Here is a 21,083-nt window from a genome sequence, read left to right as displayed (position 1 = left end):
GGCCCCGGCGCCGGAGAAGGAGCAGGGCATGGAGCCTGGTGGCGAGTTGAGGACCGGGACGAGTGAACGCCCGGATCTGCCCGTCGCGTTGGTGATCGGCGGGGGCGGTATCGGGATGTCGGCGGCACGCCGTCTGGGCCGGTCCCACCGGCTGGTGCTGGCGAGCCTGTCCGCCGCCAGGAACCCGGCGCGGGAGGCCGCGTTGCGGGGGGACGGGATCGACGCGGTGGTGACGCGGTGCGACATCACGGAACCGGACTCGGTCACGGAACTCGGTCGACTGATCGCGGCACATGGCCGGTTGCGTACGGTCGCGCACGTCGCGGCGCTGTCTCCGTCGATGGGTGACTGGCGCACCCTGCTCAGGGTGAACCTCGTCGGGGCGCGGCTGATCGAGCGGATGAGTCTTGGCCAGGCCGTGCCGGGCACGGCCGCGGTCTTCGTGTCCTCCTCCGCCGGGCACCTCGCCGAACCGCCGGATCCGGAGATCACCGCGGTGCTCGACGACCCCCTCGTACCGGACTTCGTCGAGCGTCTGGAGAAGCTGGTGCCGGAGCGCACGCCGCTCCAGGCCTACCGGCTCACCAAGTTCGCGCTGCTCCGGATGTGCAGGAGGCGTGCTGCGGCGTGGGGCACGAAGGGCGCCCGCATCGTGTCGATGTCGCCGGGCCCGATCGCCACCCCGATGGGTGCGCTGGAGTTCGAAGGACCGCACCGCGAGGTCAAGTTGGACATGCTGCGCCGGTCGCCGCTCGGCCGCGAGGGAACGATGACCGAGACCGCCGACGCCATCGAGTTCCTCGCGTCCGACCGGGCGTCGTACATCACCGGGACCGACCTGTTGGTCGACGGCGGCATCCTCGCGACGACCCGGTTCAGCTGAAAGTGCCGTGAACCCGCACCGTCCAAGGGAGTTGGGAATGCCCGACCGGAACGACGACGACCTCGGCGAAGGCCCGCTCCACGGCATCGTCGTCATCGATCTCTCGACGACGCTGCCCGGCGCTCAGGCCACGCAGTTCCTCGCGGACGCGGGGGCGGACGTCATTCTCGTCGAGCCGCCCACGGGTAGCCGACTCCGCGCGAACCCCGGCTGGCCGGGCCTCCTGCGCGGCAAGCGCAGCATCACACTCGACCTGCACGACGACGTCGATCGCGCGACGCTGGACGGCCTTCTCGCGCGCGCCGACGTCGCCGTGACCACGATGCGTCCGGCCGCCGCGGCGCGACTCGGCTTCACCGCCGGGCAGTTGGCGGCCCGGCACCCGCGCCTCGTCATGGCGCTCATCACCGGCTGGGGAACCCGCGGACCGTGGTCCGGCCGCAAGGGCTACGAAGCACTGATCCTCGCCAAGAGCGGCGTCCTCCACTCCAAGCACCAGCTCACCACCGGCCCGGATCCCGCCTACGTCACCACTCCCTACGCCTCCTTCGCGGCCGCGCAGGCAGCGGTCCACGGAATCCTCGCGGCGCTGCTCGAACGGGAGGAGAGCGGTCTGGGCCAGGTGGTGGAGTCCGATCTGGTGACGGGAGTCGGTGCGTACGACCCGTACAACTGGTTCTACGAGCTGGTGCTCGGCCGCTTCCCGGACGCGTTCCAGCCGATGGGTGCCGCCTTCGACCAACAGGGCCGCCCCCAGACCAGGTTGCTGTACGCGATGCTCATCGCCGCCACGGCGGACGGCACTTGGCTGCAGTTCGCGCAGACCGCGCCACGGCTCATGCGGGCGTGGCTGGACGAACTCGGCCTGAGTGCCGAACTCGCCGACCCGAAGTGGGACGGCTTTCCGATGCTTCCGACACCCGAGCTGCGGTTCGAGTGGTGGAACAAGATGGTCTCGAAGGTCGGGCAGCGGACGCTGGAGGAGTGGGAAGCGGTGTTCGCCCGCGATCCCGACGTCTTCGGCGAGCAGTTCCGTACCCCGGACGAGGCGCTGGACCACCCGCAGTTGGTGCACGAGGGCCGCGTGGTCGTCGTGGAGGATCCGGACCTCGGCCCGGTACGCCAGCCGTCGACCCTGGTCCACGCGGCAGGCCGGCCGCTCACGAGGATTCGCCGGGCACCCCGCCTCGGCGAGCACACCCGGGAGCTGCGACGTCTGGCTGCGACGCGTGGTGACGGACTCCCCGGCACCGGGGAACAGCAAGGCCGTTCAGGACCCCCTCTCACCGGCGTGACCGTGCTCGAACTCGGCGCCATGTACGCCGGGCCGTACGGCGCCACCCTCCTCGCCGATCTCGGTGCGCGGGTCATCAAGGTCGAGCCGCTCGACGGCGATCTGATCCGGGGCATCATGGCGTTCCCCGAGGCGGGTGGCGCGAAGGCACTCCAGGGGAAGGAGAGCATCGCCGTCGACCTCCGCACCCCCGAAGGGCTGCGGATCCTGCGGGAGTTGGCCGCACAGGTCGACGTGGTGCTCCAGTGCTACCGGGCGGGTGCCGCGGCCCGGATCGGTGCCGACGAGGCCTCGCTGAAGGCGATCAATCCGGATCTGGTGTACGTGAACGCTCCTGGCTACGGCATCGACGGACCGTACGGTTCCAAGCCCGCCTACGCGCCGTCCATCGGCGCGGCGTCAGGGGTTTCCGCGACCGACGCGCAGGTGGTCGGCCGTCCCACCGAGGATCGTGACCAACTACTGGGCCAAGCACGCAAGTTGTACGCCGGTGGGACGGTCCCGGCGGTCCAGTCGGACGGAATGGCCGCCCTCGGCGTCGCCTCCGCCCTGCTCCTCGGCGTCTACGCGAAGCGTCGCGGGATCGAACTGACCGACGTCGCCGCCACGATGCTGGGCACGAGTACGCAGGCGCTGATCGCGCACAACACCAGCTACCAGGGCCGTCCCGCACAGCCTCGCGTCGACGCCGACTTCCGAGGGATCAGCGCCCTGTACCGGATGTATCCCGCCTCCGACGGCTGGCTCTTCCTCGCCGCGCCGGCGGAGCGGGAGTGGGCTCCTCTGGTAGCCGGGCTCGGCGACCCGGGCGATCTGGCCGACGAGCGGTTCACCACGCGCCGGGCGCGTGCCGCCCACGACGACGCGCTCGCGGAGGTGCTCACCAAGATCTTCGCGACCCGGACGAAGGCCGAGTGGGAGGCCGGCCTCACGGCGCGGGACGTCGGCTGCGTCGCCGTGACCCAGGAACCGGCCGAACGGCACATGCAGGGCGACGAGTTCCACGACGCGGGCTACGCCGTCGACGCGGTCAGTCCCATCTTCGACGAGCACCGTCGGCTCGCGCCGCTGAACCGCTTCTCCCGATCGACGACCAAGCCGGAGGCGGGCTGCACCCTGGGCCAGCACACCGACGCCCTGCTGCGTGCGCTCGGCTACGACCGGGCGCGGATCGCCGGTCTTCGCGACGCGGGAGTCGTACGGTGACGTGACGTCCCAGGCGAGACGCAAGAACCTCCCGCGGCACACCACCGGCAGCACCCGGCCGTGCCCACCGTAGGATTCACGGTATGGGGACGGCCGACGACAACAGCGGCGCCGAGTCGGGCAGCCACATAGACCGCCGGCGCAGCAAGGCTCGGAAACGTCCCAGTGAGGCGTATCTGCGCAGGCGCGCGGAGCTTGAGTCCGCGGCGACAACTGTCATGCGCCGTAAGGGATTTCACGACATGACGCTGCGCGACGTGGCCGAGGAACTCGGGACGGACCGCGCCAGCGTCTACTACTACGTGGCCGGCAAGGACGAGTTGCTCGCGGACCTGGTGCACGGGGCCCTCGTCGAGAGCGACGAGGACCTGACGAAGGTGTCGAGGTCCGAGCAGCCGGCGGCCGACAAGCTACGGGCCGGAATCAGGGTGCTGATGAAGCACTACGACCGCCACTTCCCCTACCTCTACATCTGGGTGCACGAGGATCTGTCCCGGTTCGAGGGGGTGAAGCAGAGCGATCTGGAACCGATCATCGATCTGTCGCAGCGCCAGTTCGAGTTCATCGAGGGATTCGTCCAGGAGGCGGTCGCGTCCGGCGAGTTCACGACCACGCTTCCCGTGGGGGTCGTGGCGCAGTCCATCATCGGTCTCGTCGCGTGGACCTTCCGCTGGTACGAACCCGGTCGGACGCTCTCGGCCCAGGACCTCGCCGACGGACTGGCCGACATCGCGCTGTCCGGACTCGTCACCCGTCCTGCGCCGTGACCGACGGCGGCCGCCAGGGCCGGGCCACGGGAAGCACGTCGACAGTCCCTCTGCTCTCCTCGAACGTGACCCCCACCTGATCGAGGACGGGCTGCAGCTGTCGCGCCGCCCAGGCCTTCCGTTCGAATCGCACTTTTAATGTACCGTCTGGTCTAGCAAACGATTTCGGCATAAGAAGAATGGTGTCCCGGAACCTGATTCTCCCCTGGCGCGGCCAGACACAGCCTGAATTCGGGCACAGGCGTGTAAGCAAGACCTCGACAGATCAGGTGGGGAGAGAAGTGATGTCACGTCCACCGGGTCACGGGCCGGGCTTCGAGGCCAGACGCCGGAAGATCATCGACACCGCGGCGTCCCTGTTCGCGCAACAGGGCTACGCGGCGACCTCCATCAACGACCTGGGCCGCGCGGTCGGGCTCGCCAGGGGCGCCCTGTACTACTACATCGGCTCCAAGGAGAACGTCCTCATCGAGATCCAGTCGCGGGTGCTCGGCCCGCTGCTGGCCCGCGCCAAGGAGATCGCGGCCCTCGACGAGGTCCCGCTGCTGCGGCTGCGGCTGCTGTCCGAGTCGCTGCTGACGATCATCTTCCGCAGGCTCGACCACATCTGGGTCTACGAACACGACTACCGCAGCCTCACCGGTGACCACCTCCACGCCCTGCTTGCCCAGCGCGCCGAATTCGAAGGACTGGTCAGGGCACTGTTCGCAGAGGCCGCTCGACAAGGCCGCTTCCGTACGATGCCGCCCCGGCTGGCCACCCTGCAGTTCCTGAACCTGCACAACCACACCTACCAGTGGGTGAAGCCGGACGGACAGTGGGACGCGGTGCAGTTGTCCCGCGAGTACTGCGACACCCTGCTGCGTGGCTTCGGCGCACCGGACGCCGATCTGACGGAAGTGGAGGAGAAGACGGCGGCATTCAAACGCGACTGCCCGGACCTGCCGCTGGACCCCGAGGCGGAGTGGGTACCGATCTACGTGGCGAGCTGACCGAACTCGCTGTGCGCTGGGACCCGTTGGTGTCCTCGCGGCTCTCCGGGAACGTGGAGTCGGCGCGGGAACGGGAGATCTCCGGCTCCCGTACCTACAGACACCGTCGCCCTGGAAGCATGGTGGGTGATGACCGTCTCGGGCTCACGCGAATCAGGGGCTTCGCTGTCAGGACGCGCCGACGGCGACGAAGGCCGTCAGCTCACGGGCGATGTCCGGCCCGCTGGGCGTGTAGATGACCTCGCTGAAGCCCTCGCCGACGAGGTGCTCGACGCTCCGCCGGATGCTGTGGAGGTCACCGACCATGGTGGTGTGATCGATGTGCTCCAGCAACATGCCGTCGCGGTCCGGCAGGTGGGTGACGTGGCCTTCAAAGGTCCGCAGATGGCGTGACCCGGCCGGTTCGAGCGCCTCGACCGTGTCCCGCCACTGCCGGCCGCCCGGCAGGGCGTCCACGGCCTCAGCGCCGCCATAGGCGTAGGCGTTGTGCCAGTCGAGGACCCGCCACGGTCCGATCGCTCGGCGCACCCGGTCGCTGTCCGGGTTTTCACCCGGGTCCAGGACGGTGCCGGACACCATGGTCGCCGTGGGCAGGTCGGGGTGAACGGGACCGATGATCCCGTCGGCGACGTCGGCCGCCAGCTTCGCGCCGCGCGGCCCGAACGCGCTGAGCCACAGGGGAACGTTCACCGGGCGCGGTTGCGCGAGTCCGTCCACGTGGAGCATACGTACGGTCTTGCCGTTCACGAGCGTCGTCCCGCCCGCCAGGAGTCGGCGCAGCGCGCGCACATAGTCGCCCAACTCGCCCAGTTTCATGGGCGGTTGTCCAACTGTCAGGCGGGCGGTGAAGCCGGTGCCGAAGCAGGGCCGGAACCGCCCGCCGGACAGACGAGAGACGGTGGCGATCGCCGAGGCCATCGCCATCACATCGCGTTGCGTCGGGATGAGAACGGCCGTAGCGAGCCCGATACGGCTGGTGCGTCGAGCGGCGAGCGCCAGGTGGACGAACGGGTCTTCCCACAGGGGTGCCGAGTCGTAGATCCACACCCGCGTGTATCCGAGTCCTTCGGCCAGCACCACGAAATCGGCGAAGTCAGGTCCAGGCGGCAGCCCGCACGACAGCTCGACTTCACTCACGAGGCATCTCGAAACCGCTCAGCAGTACGGCGTTCGACTCGGCCGCGGCCTGCCGCAAGGGCCTGGCCGCGGCGTAGGAATCGGAGTCGTACCAGGCCTGGGCCGCTTCGACCGATTCGAATTCGAGAATGACGGTGCGGTTTCCGTGCCATTCGCCTTCCAATACCCGGGGTTGTCCGTCGACGACCAGGGGCCTGGCCCCGCTCTGGGCCATGGACGGCGCCGCGGCCTGGCTGTACGCGGCCATCCCCTCACTGTCCTTGATGGCTTCGGTGACGACGACGTATCCCCTGGGCATCGAATTCTCCTTCAGATCAAGCAGGTTGAGGATCTCTCGCACGGGCCCCGCGCCGGGTCGGACGGGCAGCGGGGCGCCGTTCAGTCGCTCTGCGCTTCCACGCCGTCGGACGGCCGGTAGAACGTGGCGAGGAGACCCAACGCGGCACTGGTGCCCGCCACAACCGCGCCCACGGACCACCAGATACCGGAGCTGTCGAGTCCCAGCGCGTTGTCCAGCGACCACGCGCCCGGGCCGACCGAGGCGACCCCCACGGCCACGAGCCCGACGAGCAGCACGTACTCCCAGCCGCCCTTGAAGACGAAGTAGCCCTTGCCCCGATGGTCGGTGAGGGCGGCTACGAGCATCAGGCCCACGTAGGCGGTACAGGCCGCACCGGTCAGGAGACCGAGGCCGAGCAGTACTCCCGCGACGATCTCGGTGCCGGCGGCGAGCCGCGCGTGCAGCCACGCCGGGCGCAGCCCGAGCGAGGCGAACCAGGAGGTCGTACCGGCCAGTCCACCGGACCCGAAGGTCTTGTTCACCCCGTGGGCGACCAGCATCAGCCCGAGAGCCAAGCGGATCACCAGCATGCCTAGGTCATGGGCCATGACGGTCCCCAGCTCCCTGTCTCCATCCGCTTGGGACGCGGACTCTTCGAATCCCCGCACGCCCAACGGTCTCCGCCGTCGAGCCCGCCCCTGCCCCCTCGCTCGACCTCGCGTCCGACGACGCCCTCGACGGACACGAGGACGTCGGCAGGGCGATGGCAGGGTCTGTCCGGAGAAGACGACGACTGGCCACGTCGTTCCCGGCCTCCTCATCAGGGGGCCGGGAACGACAGTCCGCGGCTCGGCCGCGATCAGGCGTTTTCGGTGACCGGGGCGAGTTTCCGGCTCTTGTCGAAGTGCACGACGTCGGCGAGGGTGCCGCCCAGGATGGCCGCGCGGTCCTCGTCGTTGACGCCCTCGAAGTTCTCCGCGATGCACTCGGCACTGCTGCGGAAGGTGCCTTCCGCGTGTGGGTAGTCGTTGCCCCACATCACCGTCGACAGGCCGGTGATGTGACGGGCCTTGACCGCCGTGGGGTCGTCCGCGAACTGCACGTGGATCTGCCGCCGGACGTACTCGGTCGGCTTGAGCGGGTAGGGCCACTTGTCGTTGATCGCGAACAGCCTTCCCATGGAGGGCTGTTCGGTCGCCGGACGGTCGTCGTCCCAGAAGCCGAGCCACCAGTCGGGGTCCTGGCCGGTGCCCGTCTTCCACGCCTTGTCCATGTAGCCCATGAAGGAGACCAGCCAGCCGGCGGTGTACTCGATCAGGTTGAAGTGCAGGTCGGGGAAGCGCTCGCACACCCCGCCGCCGACCAGGCTGGCGATGATGCCCTGCGGACCCGCCACACCGGCGCCGGCCGCGAAGCCCATGGTCCGGCCCGCCACCATGTCGTCGGTCAGGTTGCCCTTGCCCATGTTCATGGACGTCATCAGCCCCCGGACGGTCTGCGCCGTCCCGGAGATCTCCTGCTTGACCTTCACCCCGCCGGTGGCCACGTGGATGAAGACCGGCAGGTCGTGTGCCTGGGCGGCGGCCCAGATCGGGTCGTACTCCCGCGCGTAGTACGGCAGCGGCGGGATCTCCGGCAGCAGGATCGCGCCGAGTCCCAGCCGCGCTATCCGCTCGATCTCCGCCACGGCCGCGGGGACGTCCGTGATCGGGATCGCGGCGGTGGGACGCAGCCGGTCCTTGTAGGGGAGGTAGCGCTCGACGAGGTAGTCGTTCCACACCCGCGCGTGCGCCATCGACAGCTCGTGGTCGTCCGTGAACAGGACGAACAGCGAGAGGTTGGGGAACATGACCGAGGCGTCGACGCCGTCGAAGTTCATGTCCCGGATGATGTGGTCGGGATCGCCGTCGGGCGTCTCCCCGCCGGTCTGGCGGTACTTGGAGATGGTCCAGCCGTCGAACCCGATGGTGTGGAGCTTCTTGAACTCCGTGTGCCCGCCCGGCACGATCGGCTCGTCGAGAGTGAACTCCTCTTCCCAGAGGGCGCGTTCACGCAGCTGCTTGGGCAGGCGGGTCTTGAACAGATCGACCGGCTCGATGATGTGCGAATCGCCGGACACGACAAATTCCTTGAACACAGGCGGTACCTCTCTTCGAACTCCGTCGTCCGTAGCCAGAAGGCCGACCCCCAGATGCCACCCAAGCTAGCTGTACCGATCGGTCTAGTCAATAATTCAGCAAATGGAAAACCCGGCAGATGCGACCTCCAAGGCTGACACTCAGCTGACATATGACCGACTGGTCTATTCCTTCCCTCTGGGCTCATTCCATTCAGACCGAGGCGTCTCGCGGACAGCCGGTCGGACACCAGGACGGACTTCCGCGTGCCGGCGAGGAAACGGCTGCTGACGCACCTGACATCTCGCTGACGGCCGTGGATTCCGCAGCCCGACCGGCGCGACGAGCGGGCACTCTCCCGAGTGCGAGGTGCAGCCCTCTGCACCACCGGGCCCGGAACACGCTCCACCGCGTTCAGACTCCGCGGCATGGGGCATCGGCCTCTGTACGTTCCATCGGGTGACGGAGGCCCCAATGACCGGCCCTTATCGGCTGTGAACGTCTAGTCGTCCTGCGTGGAGGCCGACAGGCCACCGTCGACGATGATGTCGACACCTGTCACGAAGCTCGCCCCGTCCGACAACAGGAACGCGGCGACGGCTGCGACCTCCTCGTAGCGGCCGGTACGGCCCAGGGGCGTGGCCTGGATGAACTGTCGTACCGACTCATGCCGCGCCGCCTCCAACCGGGTCTGCGGGGAGTCGATCGCCCCGGGCGAGACGGAGCAAACGCGTGCGCCCAGCGGCCCGAGTCGTACCGCCTCGGCACGGGCCAGGCGCTGCACTCCGTACATGGCCCATGGGTATGCCCACGCGGGATCCTCGACGGCTGGGCCGATCGCTTCACGGATGCGATCGAGGAATCCCTCCCGCGCCGGGTTCTCCAGGACGGCCGCGACCACCGGATCGGGTTCGACGTGAGCGATCAGCGGAGACACCGAGGCGCAGTACACGAAGGCCGTGCCCGCGGTGGCCAGGGGGCGGAGCGCCTCGGCGAGCAGTGCGCTCCCGACGAAGTCGACCTCGATGATCCCGCGCCAGTCGGCGTCCTCCGGCGCCACGCTCTCGGCATGCGCGACGGCCCGCAGCGTGCCGAACTCCCGGACCCGTTCAGCCAACCGGAAGTAGCAGTCGCGGTCGGTGACATCCCCTCCGACCGCTTCGACGACGGCTCGCTTCCCGGAGCCTGCCAGGTCCTTCGCGACCACGGCCGCCGCCTCGTTCCGGTCCGCGAGCAACAACACGTCGACCATGTCGGCGAGGTGGCGCGCGCATGCCTCACCCGTCCCCTGACCGACACCGGTGGCGACCCCTACCGTGGTCATGCGCAACTCCTCACTGTAGAAAACCGCTGTGGGACGAGTCTCCCGCGATCAGGGACGTCCGGGTGGGCCGCCTGTCGTACCACCTGCTGAGGCCGGCCTCCTACCGCCCGCTCCAACGTACCGCTTGGTCAAGCGGACAGAGCGTTCCCCTGGACTCCGCCCCGCCCGTGACCGATGCGCGACCCGGTTCCGGGGCTTCGGCGCGCCCGACCGAGCCCTGTCGAAGCCACACCCACGCCGGACGGGGCACCCGGTGTCGGCTTCGGTCATGTCGGCGCATGCGGGATTCACCGCGGAATCGTCGTCTCTCTTCGTGACGGGCCCGGCCTGCTCACGCTCACCATCGCGCCTTGGGGACACGCAATCCGGCGTGCCGGGGGCTCGGTGACCCCATCGGTGCCAGGCGACGACAAGGGCGGCGAGGCCTGCGGCGGCCTCCGTGCGCTTGGATCGCTTGGATCAATGGCTCGCCCCCACCCGTCACCACGGATCTGCTCCAGGACTGGTCGACGCCGCCACCACCGGTCATGACCTTGGTCTGCGCCGCGAGGTTTACCTTCGGATGCTCCACCCGAAATATCTCGGTAAAGGAGCTTCGGCACGCTCCCGTCATGGAAGGTGCGCACGCGTCGTCCGCCGACGAATGGAAGCAGATCTGCTCGGACAGCTTTGTTCCGCTGCAAGTCGGCCGGATCGGCGAGGGCTTCCGGGGCAGTGTCACCCGGGTCCCCGTGGCATCCGGCGTCGCGGTCAGCGAGGTCAGGTCGGGAGCCTCGCAGGTGTTGCGGACCGCCCGGTTGACGCGGAGCACCCCGAGTGAGGACTACCTGTTCGTCGTCCACATGGGCGGCGTGGGCTTCGTCGAGCAGGACACCCGCCGGGCCCGGCTACAGATACGCGGTGGAATCCTGTACGACAGCAGCAGGCCCTACACCCTGTCGTTCCCGGAGACGGCCATCCACGAGCTCGTCCTGCACGTGCCGCGCTCGCTGGTCGGGCACGGAGACCGGGAGTCGCGGGAGCGCTGCGGCCACCTCATCAGTGCGGACCTCCCGGCGCTGCGCGTGCTCGGCGCGATGATGACCGAGGTCCTGCGCATGCCGGAGGGTGCCGTGCCCGGTGCCGGGTCCGACCCGAGTATCGGCCGGGCGATGACGGACCTGCTCTCGGGTGTGCTCGACTCGGCGTTCAGGCCGCCGGCACACGGCCCGCAGTCCCTGGGCCGCACGGCGACGCTCCGGATGGTCCAGGCCCACATCGCGGAACAGCTCGCCGACCCGGAGCTGACCCCCACCGCTCTCGCGGCCCGGCACAATGTGTCGTTGCGCCATCTGCACGCACTGTTCGCCGAGACGGGCACCACCCCGGCCGCCTACATCCGCCAGGAACGGCTCCGGTTGGCGCACCGTCTGCTGGCCCGCCCCTCAGACCGGCACCTGACCGTCGCAGCCGTCGCCCGGCGCAGCGGTTTCACCGACCTCACCACCTTCACCCGGGCCTTTCGCCGCGCGTTCGACCGCACCCCCTCGGAACACCGGGCCGCGTCACTGCGCACCGCCGACTCCGCCCCCAACAGCCGCTCAACGCACTGACACCCGTGCGGATTTCGCCGGTCGCCCGTGCACGCAACGCCGAAACGTCCCGTACCGCTCCCGCTAGCTTCTCCGTGTCCCGGACGCGCATCACGCGCCGCCGGACCGACACGACGGAGGAGCGCCATGTCCCACCCCCTCGACCGGCGAAGCCTGATGCGGACCGCGGCAGCCGCGAGCGCCGTCGCAGCCGGCAGTGGGCTCGGCGCCCTCTCCTTCCCCGCGGCGGCGGCCACCTCCCGGAAAGCAGCGCCCTCGCACGACGACGCGGTCACGATCGGCAGGGAGCCGTACAAGGTGGCCGTGGTGACCGCGGCCCCGGTGGAGTTCGACCTGGGGGCCGGCGTCGACAAGGCTGTCGCGCTCATCCAGGAGGCCGCGGAGCACGGGGCCAGGCTGGTCGCCTTCGGTGAACTGTGGCTGCCCGGCTACCCGAAGGCCGTGAACACCGACCCGAACTGGCCGACCACTGGCCTGCCCGCCTACGCCCAGCAGTCGCTGACGGTCGGCGGCAAGGAGTGGCGACGCCTGCGCGAGGCCGCCCGCGAGCACCGGATCACGGTGGAGATCTGCTACAGCGAACGCGCCGGGAAGCACCTGTTCATGGGGCAGGCCCTCTTCGGCCCCGACGGCGTGCCGCTGATCGTACGGCGCAAGATCCGCCCCTCCGGCTCGGAGCGCACCGTCTTCTCCGACGACGGCCTCGGCCGCGACATCGAGGTCCGCACGACCCCACTCGGCCGCATCGGGGCCCTGTCCTGCTGGGAGCACCTCCACCCGGAGATGACGTACAACATGCTCGCCCAGCTGGAGGCGGTCCACATCGCCGCCTGGCCCTACAACTCACCGCCCGGTAGCGCCGTCCAGTGGTGGGAGGACGTCGACGTCGCCCTGTCGGCCGCCCGGATGTACGCCATCAACGGCAGCTGCTACGTCCTGCTCCCCTCGGCCGGATACGGGGCGGTGCTCGACCCGCGCGGACAGTTCCTGGTCAAGTCGGTGTCCGGCAAGGAGGATCTGCTCTACGCGGTCGTCGACCCGAGCACGTTCACCTCCAAGACCGCCGACCCCGAGGGCGAGACCTCATACGGTGTCCTTCGGCTCCTGGCCCGGACATACCCCGGACCGCGCGTGTCCGACCCCGAGCACGAACACAGGAACATGATCACGGTCCCGCTGAGCTGACCCGCGACGCCCGGGGCAGGCCGCCGGGGACACGGGGACACACGTACACGGACCGCGTCTTCCGGCGGGCTCCCTCTCGCGGAGGCAGGTGCGCACACCCTGTCCGTGACATCGACGGCCCACCGGCTGGAGCACCTCGAATTCACCAAGCCCCTGCCGGTCGAAGACGTCCACCCGGTCGACGGCACGATCACCGCGCGAGGCCCCCGCACGGCACGACACCGCTCACCCATGCACACCTGATCGAATGGAGTACGAGACATGTCTTCCGTAGTGCGCGTGGCGGCCGTACAGGCCGAACCCAAGTGGCTGGACCTCGATGCCGGAGTCGCCCAGGCCGTGGACCTCATCGCCCGGGCCGCCTCGGGCGGGGCCGAACTGGTCGCGTTCCCCGAGGTGTTCCTGCCCGGCTACCCCTGGTGGATCTGGCTGGACTCCCCCCTCGCAGGGATGCGGTACGTCCCCCGGTACGCGGAGAACTCCATGACCCGCGACGGCGAACACCTGGCCCGCATCGCGGCGGCCGCCGCCGAGCACCACGTCTTCGTCGTCCTGGGCTTCGCCGAACGCACCGTCACCGGCAGCCTCTACATGGCCCAGGCCCTCATCGACGACACCGGCCGCGTCCTCTCCGTGCGCCGCAAACTCAAGCCGACCCACGCCGAACGCACCGTCTACGGCGAGGGAGACGGCAGCGACATCCAGGTCCACGAGACCAGACTCGGCCGGCTGGGCGCGCTGAACTGCGCGGAGCACATACAGCCGCTGACCAAGTACACGATGTTCAGCAAGGGCGAGCAGATCCACGTCGCCTCCTGGCCCAGCTTCTCCGTCTACCGGGGCATGGCCACGGCGCTCGGCCCCGAGGTCAACACCGCCGTCAGCCTGGTGTACGCCGTCGAAGGGCAGACCTTCGTCCTCGCCCCCTGCACCACGGTCGGCCAGGCCGGCCAGGATCTCTTCTGCGACACCGAGGCCAAGAGGGAACTCCTCCTCCAGGGTGGCGGCTTCACCCGCATCTACGGCCCCGAGGGCACCGAACTCGCCAAGCCCCTGGCCGAGACCGAGGAGGGCATCCTCTACGCCGACCTCGACTTCGCCCTCCTCGCCATCGCCAAGAACGCCTACGACCCGGCCGGCCACTACTCCCGCCCCGACGTCTTCAGCCTCACGTTCAATCCGAACGCCAACCAGGCGGTCAAGCCCGTCGGCCCACCGCCCGCGGCGACCGGCGACGCGGCTGTCGCCGAGGAGGAGAAGGACGGCGACGACGCGATCACGCCGGACTGAGCACAAGCAGGACGTCCGCACTGCCCGAACCGTCCGGTGAGTCTCCACGAGAGGGCTGACGCGACAGTCACAACGCCCCGTCAAGTCGGAAACGTGTCAGCCCGTCAAGTCGGAGACGTGTCAGAAAGGGGAGCCGGGGCAGGAGCCCGGCGGCGACAGCCGGTCAGCCCCGTCGCTGCTTCGCCCGTGCCTCGTCCTCCATGAGGTCGTACGTCACCGCCGAGACCGGCGCGATGAGCATGCCCACCCATCCGTCGATGTAGTTGTTGAGCTGTGCGTCGCTGATCGGGTGCCGGTTCCGGGCGTGGTCGCCCAGGAGGTTGAGCACGCTGTTGTAGAGCTGCGCCTCGCGGCCACGCCGTACGCGATCGGGCAGTACGCCCAGCAGGCCGGGCACCAGTTCCTGGAGTACGTCGGTGGCCTCCTCGATCTGCCGCGGCCAGTACTCCGCGTCCGCGCTCGCGGGCGCCAGCCGCGCCAGGAACGGTACGAACATCTCGCCGGCCTCGATGCTCTCGATCAGCGGGCGCACCACCAGCCACACCGCCGCCAGGGGGTCCTCGGCCACTCCGTCGGCACGGGCCTCATCCAGCAGGACGGCCCGGCGCGCGTCGATGGTCCGGTAGCGGAAGGCGATCAGAGCCCTGACCAGGCCCGCCTTGGAGCCGAAGTGGTAGGTGATGACGGACGAGTTGGACTGCCCCGCCTCCATCTGGATCTCCCGCAGGGTCACGCCCTCGACCCCGCGAACGGCGAAGAGCCGCTCGGCGGTCGTCATCAGCAGCTCACGGGTCGCCTCCCCCGTGGTGTGCCGGCGTCTGCGGCCCTCGGCCTTCTCCTCCACTGCCATGGTCCTCATGGTGGTGGATGCGAAGCGGCACACGCAACGCCAAAACTAATGGAGATGTATTAGAAAGCCTGGACAGCGGGCCCTGTCGATGGAACAGTTCGATGCGAAGACCTGGCATCGCAGGCCTCATCCCTCCCTACTTCCGGAGGACTTCACCCCATGCCGAAGATCTGGACCAACTCGGGCGACTCCCATTTCCTGGAGCCGAGCGATCTATGGGAGTCGCGGTTGCCCGGGCGGCTCGCCGACCTGACGCCGAAGTCCGAGAAGGACCCGGACGGGGAGTACGAGACGGTGCACGTCGACGGTCAGTCGTTCCGTCGGAAACTGCCGACGTCGGTGGCCCGGGAGTTCCTGGAGGAGAGCCGCAAGGCACAGGGCATCCGCGATGCCCGGGCGCGGCTGAACGACCTGGACCAGGAAGGCGTCTGGGGCGAGGTGATCTTCCCGTCGCTGGGGATGTGGGCCTCGACCTTCCGGACGCCGGAGCTGCTCAAGGCGTGCATGCGGGCGAGCAACGAGTGGGCGCTGGCGGAGATCGCGGCGGTCTCGGACCGCTATGTGGTCACCGCGCAGGTGTCGACGCTGGTCGTGGAGGACGCGATCGCCGAGTTGGAGTGGGCCGCCGAGCAGGGCTTCCGGGCCGTGTTCCTGCCCACCACGCCGCACCCCAGCGCGCCGGACTGGCACCGAACCGACTGGGAGCCGTTCTGGGACGCCGCCGAACGCGCACGGATGGTCCTCGCCTTCCACATCGGTACCGACCCGGTGGACATGACGACCGGCGGCGCGGGCCTGATCTACCGCGGCCCCGGCGGCGCGGTCATGAACTACACCGAGACGACGTTCTCCGGTCAGCGCGCCGCGATGAAGCTGGTGGCCTCCGGTGCCCTCGACCGGCACCCGGATCTGAAGGTGCTGATCTCCGAGGGCGGCGCCACCTGGATCCCGTTCCTGGGCGACCGCATGCTGGAGGGTTACCGCCAGCACCACATGGCGGTGCGCCCGAAACTCGAACGGGACCCGAAGGAAACCCTGATGACCCAGGTGTACGCCTCCTTCCAGCACGACGAGACGGCGGTCGCCGCGTTCGAGTCGATGGGCTACCGGAACGTCATGTTCGGCTCCGACTACCCGCACATGGAAGGTACCTTCGGGCATACGCAGGACACCCTGAAGTCGTTGTTCGACGGCGTCTCGGACGAGACCCGGCTGCGGATCACCCAGGGCGCGTTCTTCGAACTCTTCCCGCAGGTGCCCCCGGTCCCCACGAGCGGGGTCTGAGCCGGATGCCACGGGATTCGGGCCTGCGCGACGTCGCGATCGTCGGCGTCGGCGCCACGCCCTACTACCGGCGCGGCGAGTCCGCCGGCAAGAGCATCACGCACCTCGCCGGCGAGGCCATCCTCGCCGCCTGCGCCGACGCCGGTCTCTCCGTCAAGGAGATCGACGGGTTCGCCTACTACTCGGGCGCCGGTGCCGGCTACGGCGACAAGATGGAGTCCGTCGACTTCATGGAGACTCTGGGCATCCCCGAGGTGCGCTTCTCGGCGTCGCTCACGAACGGCGGCGGCGGCTCGGCGGGCGCGATCGGTCTCGCCCGCGCGGCGATCGTCGCCGGCGACGCCTCGGTCGTCGTCACGGTCATGGCCCTGCAACAGCAGAAGCAACGCCTCGGCACAGTGATAGCCGCCAAGCCCGTGACCCCGGTCAGCTCCTTCCTCCAGCCCTCCGGACTGGCGGGTCCCGGCCATCTGATGTCCGTCCTGGCCCGCCGTCACATGCACCAGTACGGCACCACCCGGGACGCGTTCGCTGAGATCGCCGTCTCCACCCGGCAGAACGCCCTCAATCGGCCCAAGGCGATCCAGCGGACACCCCTCACCCGCGAGGAGTACTTCAGCGGGCGGATGATCGCCGAACCGCTCTGCGTCTACGACTTCTGCCTGGAGACGGAGGGAGCGGTCGCCGTGATCACCACCCCGACCGACCGCGCCCGCGACCTGCGCCAGAAGCCGGTCCCCGTGGTGGCCGTCGCCCACGGCGGCACCCGGGACTGGGGCCGCGCCTTCTCCTGGTACGGCATGCCCGACGAGACCTTCACCTCCTCGGGCCACAGACCGATCGCCGGACGCCTCTACAAACAGGCGGGCATCACGCCCCAGGACATCGATGTGGCCCTGATCTACGACCACTTCACCCCCATGGTGCTCATGCAACTGGAGGACTACGGCTTCTGCGACAAGGGCGACGGCGGCCCGTTCGTCGAGAGCGGCGCGATCCGCTACTCCCCCCGCCGGAAACCCGGAACCATCGCGGTGAACCCTCATGGCGGGCAGCTCTCCGAGGCGTACGTCATCGGGATGACCCAGATCGTCGAGGGCGTCGAGCAGATGCGCGGGACCGCGATCAACCAGGTCTCCGACGCCGAGTTCGCCCTGTGCACCGGCGGTCCGGCCAGCCTGCCGGTCAGCGGCCTGATCCTGGGACGCGACCGATGACCGGGGCGAACCTCGCGACGGCATTGCCGTCGGACGTCGTACGGATCGCGACGGACACCGTCACCGAGCCGTTCTGGCAGGCCGCGAAGCAACGGCGGCTTGTGGCACCGCAGTGCGGCGACTGCGGAACCTTCCGGCTTCCTCCCACCCCGTTCTGCCCGGAGTGCCAGTCCACGGCGGTCGACTGGCCCCAACTCTCCGGCCGCGCGACCGTCTACAGCTTCGCCGTGGTCCACGGCTATCCCGGGCTGCCGGATCTGACCCTGGTCCCCGCCGTCGTGGAGATGCCGGACGCCCCCGGGGCGAGGCTGGTCACCAATGTGGTCGGGGTCGAACCGGCCGACGTACGGATCGGGTTGGCGCTGACCGTCGACTTCCATCCCATCACGGACGGCTGGCTGCTGCCCGTGTTCCGCGTGGCCGCCGAGGAGGTGTGAGACATGAGCGACGACTATGAGAGCGCGCTGGAGGAGAAGCCGCTCGCATTCCTGGCGAGCGTGGCCAACAGCGGGGGTTCCTGCGACGGCCAGGCCGTCGTTCCCGACGGCGATCGCTATCGGTGCTGGTGTTCCTGTGGCGAGTGGAACATCGAGGCGCCGACTCAGGCCGAGGGACTGCGACTCGCCCGACTCCACACGTCCACGACGGGGGCGCGGCCATGGGTGTGATCCTCTTCGTCCGGCACGGTCAGGCATCGGTGGGCGCGGCGGACCACGACGTGCTCTCCGGCACCGGCAGACTCCAGTCCGAGACGCTCGGAGCGGAGTTCTCCCGGCACGGTGTCTCCGCGACACGCATTCTGACCGGCCGTCTCAACCGACAGCAGCAGACCGCCCGTTGCACACGTGTCGCCGCGAAGTGGTCGACGTCCGCGGAGGTCGACGAGGCGTGGAACGAGTTCGACCACGAGGACGTCGTCGCGGCGCGTCGCAAGGTGGACACGCCTGACGCCGAGCCGCTCGACCGGGCGATTCCCCGATGGTCCTCGGGCCGGCACGACCACGACTACACGGAGCCCTTCCCCGCGTTCACGAAGCGGGTCGAGAACGCATTGCGCACGCTGGCCGCCGAGTTGGCCTCGGGCGAGAGCGCCGTCGTCTTCACCAGCGCGGGAGTGATCGGGTGGGTCGCCGCGTCGCTGCTGGGCGGCGGTGAGCCGCAGTGGTCCGCGCTGAACCGCGTGGCGGTCAACAGCGGCGTCACGAAGGTCGTCGTGGGCAGCCGGAGCAGCACGCTCGTCACCTTCAACGAGCACTCCCACCTGCCCCCTCGACTCATCACCTACAGATAAGGGCTGACATGGAGTCAGGCAGGAAGGTCGCCTTCATCACCGGTGTCGCCCGCGGTCAGGGCCGGGCGCACGCGGTGAAACTCGCTTCCCGGGGCATGGACGTCATCGGTCTCGACATCTGCGAGGACATCGAGTCGATGGACTATCCGAACGCGACCGAGGACGACCTCCGCGCGACGGTCAAGGCCGTGGAGGAGGCGGGTGGGGCGATCGTCGCCGAGAAGGGCGACGTGCGCAGTTACGACGATCTGCGCCGGGTCCTGGACCACGGCCTGGAACGTTTCGGCCGGGTCGACGTCCTGCTCGCGAACGCCGGCATCATCCGTCTCTCCCCCGGTGGCGACCGCGACCGCACCTGGACCGACGTCATCGACGTGAACCTGACGGGCGTCTGGCGCACGATCGAGGTGGTGCTGCCGGCGATCCGGGCCGGGGAGCGCGGCGGGTCGATCGTCATCACGAGTTCGGTGGCGGGGATCAAGGGCGGCGCGAACGACAAGGCGGGCGGCCAAGCCTACACGGCGGCGAAGCGGGGCCTGGTCGGGCTGATGCAGGTGCTCGCGAACGAGTACGCGAGCGAGCGGATCCGGGTCAACACCATTCATCCCACAGGGGTGTTGTCGGGCATGACGCAGAACCCGGTGATGGAGGAACTCCACGCGCAGGCCGCCAAGGGCGAGAAGAACCCGATCAGCCAGATGCGGAACGCCCTCCCGATCGACATCCTGCGGGCCGAGGACATCGCCAACGCCGTCGCGTGGCTGGTCTCCGACGAAGCCGCCTACATCACCGGTATCCAACTGCCCCTCGACGCGGGCTTCGCCGTCCGCTGAGCCGCGCGCCACCGACCCCGCCGGCCAAGAGTTCACCGGGAGACACGACCCATGACCGTGACCGCTCCGCACGTCCAACTCCGCTACGGTCAGAACGTTCTCGACTCCGGGTCCGGCGGTGTCTTCGAGCATCGCAACCCGTACACGGGCGAGGTGCAGGCGGCGATCCCGCTGGCCGGAGCCGCAGAGATCGACGAGGCCGTCGAACTGGCCGCCGCGCAGGCGGAGTCCTGGCGCCGCTGGACGCCGGAGGCACGGCGCGAGGTCCTGATGCGGTTCGCCGAGCTGCTGGGCGAACACCGTCAGGAGTTCGTCGACCTCCAGGCGCTCGACGGCGGCACCCCGATCCACTTCGGTGAACGGATCGTCGACAACTCGATCAACTGGACGCGCTACTACGCCGGTTGGTGCGACAAGCTCTCCGGCGAGCTGATCTCGACACTCGACACCCGCGGCTACTTCTCCTACACGACACCCGAGCCGTACGGCGTCGTCGGCATCATCGTCACCTGGAACGGCCCGGTCGTCTCCCTGGGCATGAAGGTCGTCCCGGCGCTGGCCGCGGGGAACTGCGTGGTCGTGAAACCCTCGGAGTTCACCCCCTTCGCACCGCACCTCTACGCCCGACTCCTGCGCGAGGCAGGCGTACCGGACGGCGTGTGCAGCATCCTCAGCGGTGGCGCGGAGGCCGGCGAGGCCCTGGTGCGCCATCCCAGGGTCGAGAAGGTGAGTTTCACCGGCGGCCCCGTCGCGGCCCGCCGGATCATGCACGCCTGCGCCGAGCAACTCAAGCCCGCCGTACTGGAGTTGGGCGGCAAGACGGGCAGCATCGTCTTCCCGGACGCCGGTGACCTGGAAGCGGTGGCGAACCGCGCCGTACGGGACAGCATCGGGGTCCTGGCCGGGCAGGGCTGCGTGGTGCCGACCCGGCTGATCGTGCACGAAGACATCTACGACGAGGTGGTCGAGCGGGTCACCGAGGTCGCCGCGACCTACCGGATGGGGGATCCGTTCGATCCCGGAGTCAAGGTCGGGCCACTCATCAACGCCGCGGCCGTGGAGCGGGTCTGCGGGATGCTCGACCGCGCCAAGCGGGACAAGGCCGGCCGGATCACCATCGGCGGCAGCCGGGCCGGCGGTGACCTCGCCGACAAGAACTTCGTCGAGCCGACGATCATCGTCGACGTGGACCCCGAGCACGAGATCGCGCAGACGGAGGTCTTCGGCCCCGTGCTGCTGGTCTTCAAGTTCTCCACCGAGGACGAGGCGGTCGCCCTCGCCAACAGCACGCCGTACGGGCTCGGCGCCAACATCCAGTCGACGAACCTCACTCGCGTCCACCGGGTGGCCGAACGCCTGAAGGCCGGCGGCGTCTACGTCAACGGCGCCCGGCAGAACCTCCCGCACACCCCCTTCGGCGGTCTCGGCCTCAGCGGTTACGGCAAGGAGGGCGGCCGGGCCGGCATCGACGAGTTCCTGCGCTACAAGACCGTGTCGATCATCCAGCCGGAGTGAGGGTGCAGCCGGCTCCACCCCGGGTT

General features: G+C 69.3%; 21 protein-coding genes. 15 read left to right on the top strand and 6 right to left on the bottom strand.

What is annotated here, in order from left to right; all coding sequences use genetic code 11:
* Nucleotides 1–28 precede the first annotated feature (28 nt).
* From ACNFOC_RS07875 to ACNFOC_RS07860, 4 genes are all read left to right on the top strand, one after another.
* Entirely contained in the window at nt 29–883 is an 855-nt protein-coding gene (locus ACNFOC_RS07875) for an SDR family oxidoreductase (protein WP_416958065.1), read from the top strand.
* Nucleotides 884–920: 37 nt separating this feature from the next.
* Nucleotides 921–3,383, top strand: coding sequence for a CaiB/BaiF CoA transferase family protein (locus tag ACNFOC_RS07870; RefSeq protein WP_416958063.1), 2,463 nt, complete (start codon nt 921–923; stop codon nt 3,381–3,383).
* A gap of 83 nt (nt 3,384–3,466) precedes the next feature.
* Nucleotides 3,467–4,150 carry a TetR/AcrR family transcriptional regulator gene (locus ACNFOC_RS07865; protein WP_416958061.1) on the top strand — a complete coding sequence of 228 codons (684 nt, stop codon included), beginning with the start codon at nt 3,467–3,469 and terminating at the stop codon, nt 4,148–4,150.
* A gap of 284 nt (nt 4,151–4,434) precedes the next feature.
* The gene (locus tag ACNFOC_RS07860; RefSeq protein WP_416958059.1) at nt 4,435–5,142 is read left to right on the top strand and encodes a TetR/AcrR family transcriptional regulator; all 708 of its coding nucleotides are present in this window, start codon (nt 4,435–4,437) and stop codon (nt 5,140–5,142) included.
* 168 nt (nt 5,143–5,310) lie between these two features.
* Here the strand turns inward: ACNFOC_RS07860 and ACNFOC_RS07855 are convergent, their stop codons facing one another.
* The 5 genes from ACNFOC_RS07855 to ACNFOC_RS07835 form a co-directional block, all read right to left on the bottom strand.
* Nucleotides 5,311–6,279, bottom strand: coding sequence for an LLM class flavin-dependent oxidoreductase (locus ACNFOC_RS07855; RefSeq protein ID WP_416958057.1), 969 nt, complete (start codon nt 6,277–6,279; stop codon nt 5,311–5,313).
* Nucleotides 6,272–6,577 (bottom strand): DUF1330 domain-containing protein, encoded by a 306-nt coding sequence (locus ACNFOC_RS07850; protein WP_416958055.1) that lies wholly within the window; start codon nt 6,575–6,577, stop codon nt 6,272–6,274. The genes ACNFOC_RS07855 and ACNFOC_RS07850 overlap by 8 nt, the downstream gene beginning before the upstream one ends.
* An 80-nt stretch (nt 6,578–6,657) precedes the next feature.
* Nucleotides 6,658–7,167, bottom strand: a complete 510-nt coding sequence (locus ACNFOC_RS07845) for a DoxX family protein (protein ID WP_416958053.1) — start codon at nt 7,165–7,167, stop codon at nt 6,658–6,660.
* 251 nt (nt 7,168–7,418) lie between these two features.
* Nucleotides 7,419–8,678: an amidohydrolase family protein gene (locus tag ACNFOC_RS07840; protein WP_416958050.1), complete on the bottom strand. Its 1,260-nt coding sequence runs from the start codon at nt 8,676–8,678 to the stop codon at nt 7,419–7,421.
* A 500-nt stretch (nt 8,679–9,178) separates the two neighbouring features.
* Entirely contained in the window at nt 9,179–10,000 is an 822-nt protein-coding gene (locus ACNFOC_RS07835; RefSeq protein ID WP_416958048.1) for an SDR family oxidoreductase, read from the bottom strand.
* A 611-nt stretch (nt 10,001–10,611) separates the two neighbouring features.
* Between ACNFOC_RS07835 and ACNFOC_RS07830 the strand changes: the two genes are divergently transcribed.
* From ACNFOC_RS07830 to ACNFOC_RS07815, 4 genes are all read left to right on the top strand, one after another.
* Nucleotides 10,612–11,592, top strand: a complete 981-nt coding sequence (locus ACNFOC_RS07830; RefSeq protein WP_416958046.1) for a helix-turn-helix domain-containing protein — start codon at nt 10,612–10,614, stop codon at nt 11,590–11,592.
* Between the two features lie 126 nt (nt 11,593–11,718).
* Complete coding sequence (locus ACNFOC_RS07825; protein ID WP_416958044.1) at nt 11,719–12,777, top strand: nitrilase-related carbon-nitrogen hydrolase; 1,059 nt, start codon at nt 11,719–11,721, stop codon at nt 12,775–12,777.
* A gap of 105 nt (nt 12,778–12,882) precedes the next feature.
* Nucleotides 12,883–13,020: a hypothetical protein gene (locus ACNFOC_RS07820; RefSeq protein ID WP_416958042.1), complete on the top strand. Its 138-nt coding sequence runs from the start codon at nt 12,883–12,885 to the stop codon at nt 13,018–13,020.
* Nucleotides 13,021–13,038: 18 nt separating this feature from the next.
* Nucleotides 13,039–14,067, top strand: a complete 1,029-nt coding sequence (locus tag ACNFOC_RS07815; RefSeq protein WP_416958041.1) for a carbon-nitrogen hydrolase family protein — start codon at nt 13,039–13,041, stop codon at nt 14,065–14,067.
* Between the two features lie 163 nt (nt 14,068–14,230).
* Here ACNFOC_RS07815 and ACNFOC_RS07810 read toward each other — a convergent pair whose 3' ends face one another.
* Nucleotides 14,231–14,917 carry a TetR/AcrR family transcriptional regulator gene (locus ACNFOC_RS07810; RefSeq protein ID WP_416958038.1) on the bottom strand — a complete coding sequence of 229 codons (687 nt, stop codon included), beginning with the start codon at nt 14,915–14,917 and terminating at the stop codon, nt 14,231–14,233.
* A 159-nt stretch (nt 14,918–15,076) separates the two neighbouring features.
* Here ACNFOC_RS07810 and ACNFOC_RS07805 point away from each other — a divergent pair, with 159 nt between their 5' ends.
* From ACNFOC_RS07805 to ACNFOC_RS07775, 7 genes are read left to right on the top strand one after another with little or no spacing between them, the layout of a single operon-like run.
* Nucleotides 15,077–16,201 carry an amidohydrolase family protein gene (locus ACNFOC_RS07805; RefSeq protein WP_416958036.1) on the top strand — a complete coding sequence of 375 codons (1,125 nt, stop codon included), beginning with the start codon at nt 15,077–15,079 and terminating at the stop codon, nt 16,199–16,201.
* A gap of 5 nt (nt 16,202–16,206) precedes the next feature.
* The gene (locus ACNFOC_RS07800; protein WP_416958034.1) at nt 16,207–17,418 is read left to right on the top strand and encodes a thiolase C-terminal domain-containing protein; all 1,212 of its coding nucleotides are present in this window, start codon (nt 16,207–16,209) and stop codon (nt 17,416–17,418) included.
* Nucleotides 17,415–17,855, top strand: coding sequence for a Zn-ribbon domain-containing OB-fold protein (locus ACNFOC_RS07795; protein WP_416958032.1), 441 nt, complete (start codon nt 17,415–17,417; stop codon nt 17,853–17,855). The genes ACNFOC_RS07800 and ACNFOC_RS07795 overlap by 4 nt, the downstream gene beginning before the upstream one ends.
* Nucleotides 17,856–17,858: 3 nt before the next feature.
* Nucleotides 17,859–18,086 (top strand): hypothetical protein, encoded by a 228-nt coding sequence (locus tag ACNFOC_RS07790; RefSeq protein ID WP_416958030.1) that lies wholly within the window; start codon nt 17,859–17,861, stop codon nt 18,084–18,086.
* Nucleotides 18,077–18,709: a histidine phosphatase family protein gene (locus ACNFOC_RS07785; protein ID WP_416958027.1), complete on the top strand. Its 633-nt coding sequence runs from the start codon at nt 18,077–18,079 to the stop codon at nt 18,707–18,709. The genes ACNFOC_RS07790 and ACNFOC_RS07785 overlap by 10 nt, the downstream gene beginning before the upstream one ends.
* A gap of 8 nt (nt 18,710–18,717) precedes the next feature.
* Nucleotides 18,718–19,542 (top strand): mycofactocin-coupled SDR family oxidoreductase, encoded by an 825-nt coding sequence (locus ACNFOC_RS07780; RefSeq protein WP_416958025.1) that lies wholly within the window; start codon nt 18,718–18,720, stop codon nt 19,540–19,542.
* 51 nt (nt 19,543–19,593) lie between these two features.
* Nucleotides 19,594–21,057: an aldehyde dehydrogenase family protein gene (locus tag ACNFOC_RS07775; RefSeq protein ID WP_416958023.1), complete on the top strand. Its 1,464-nt coding sequence runs from the start codon at nt 19,594–19,596 to the stop codon at nt 21,055–21,057.
* Nucleotides 21,058–21,083 lie beyond the last annotated feature (26 nt).

It is taken from the genome of Streptomyces colwelliae (assembly GCF_048158785.1).
In the GTDB taxonomy this organism is placed as follows: Bacteria; Actinomycetota; Actinomycetes; order Streptomycetales; family Streptomycetaceae; genus Streptomyces.
This window is presented reverse-complemented; position numbering and strand designations above follow the sequence as displayed.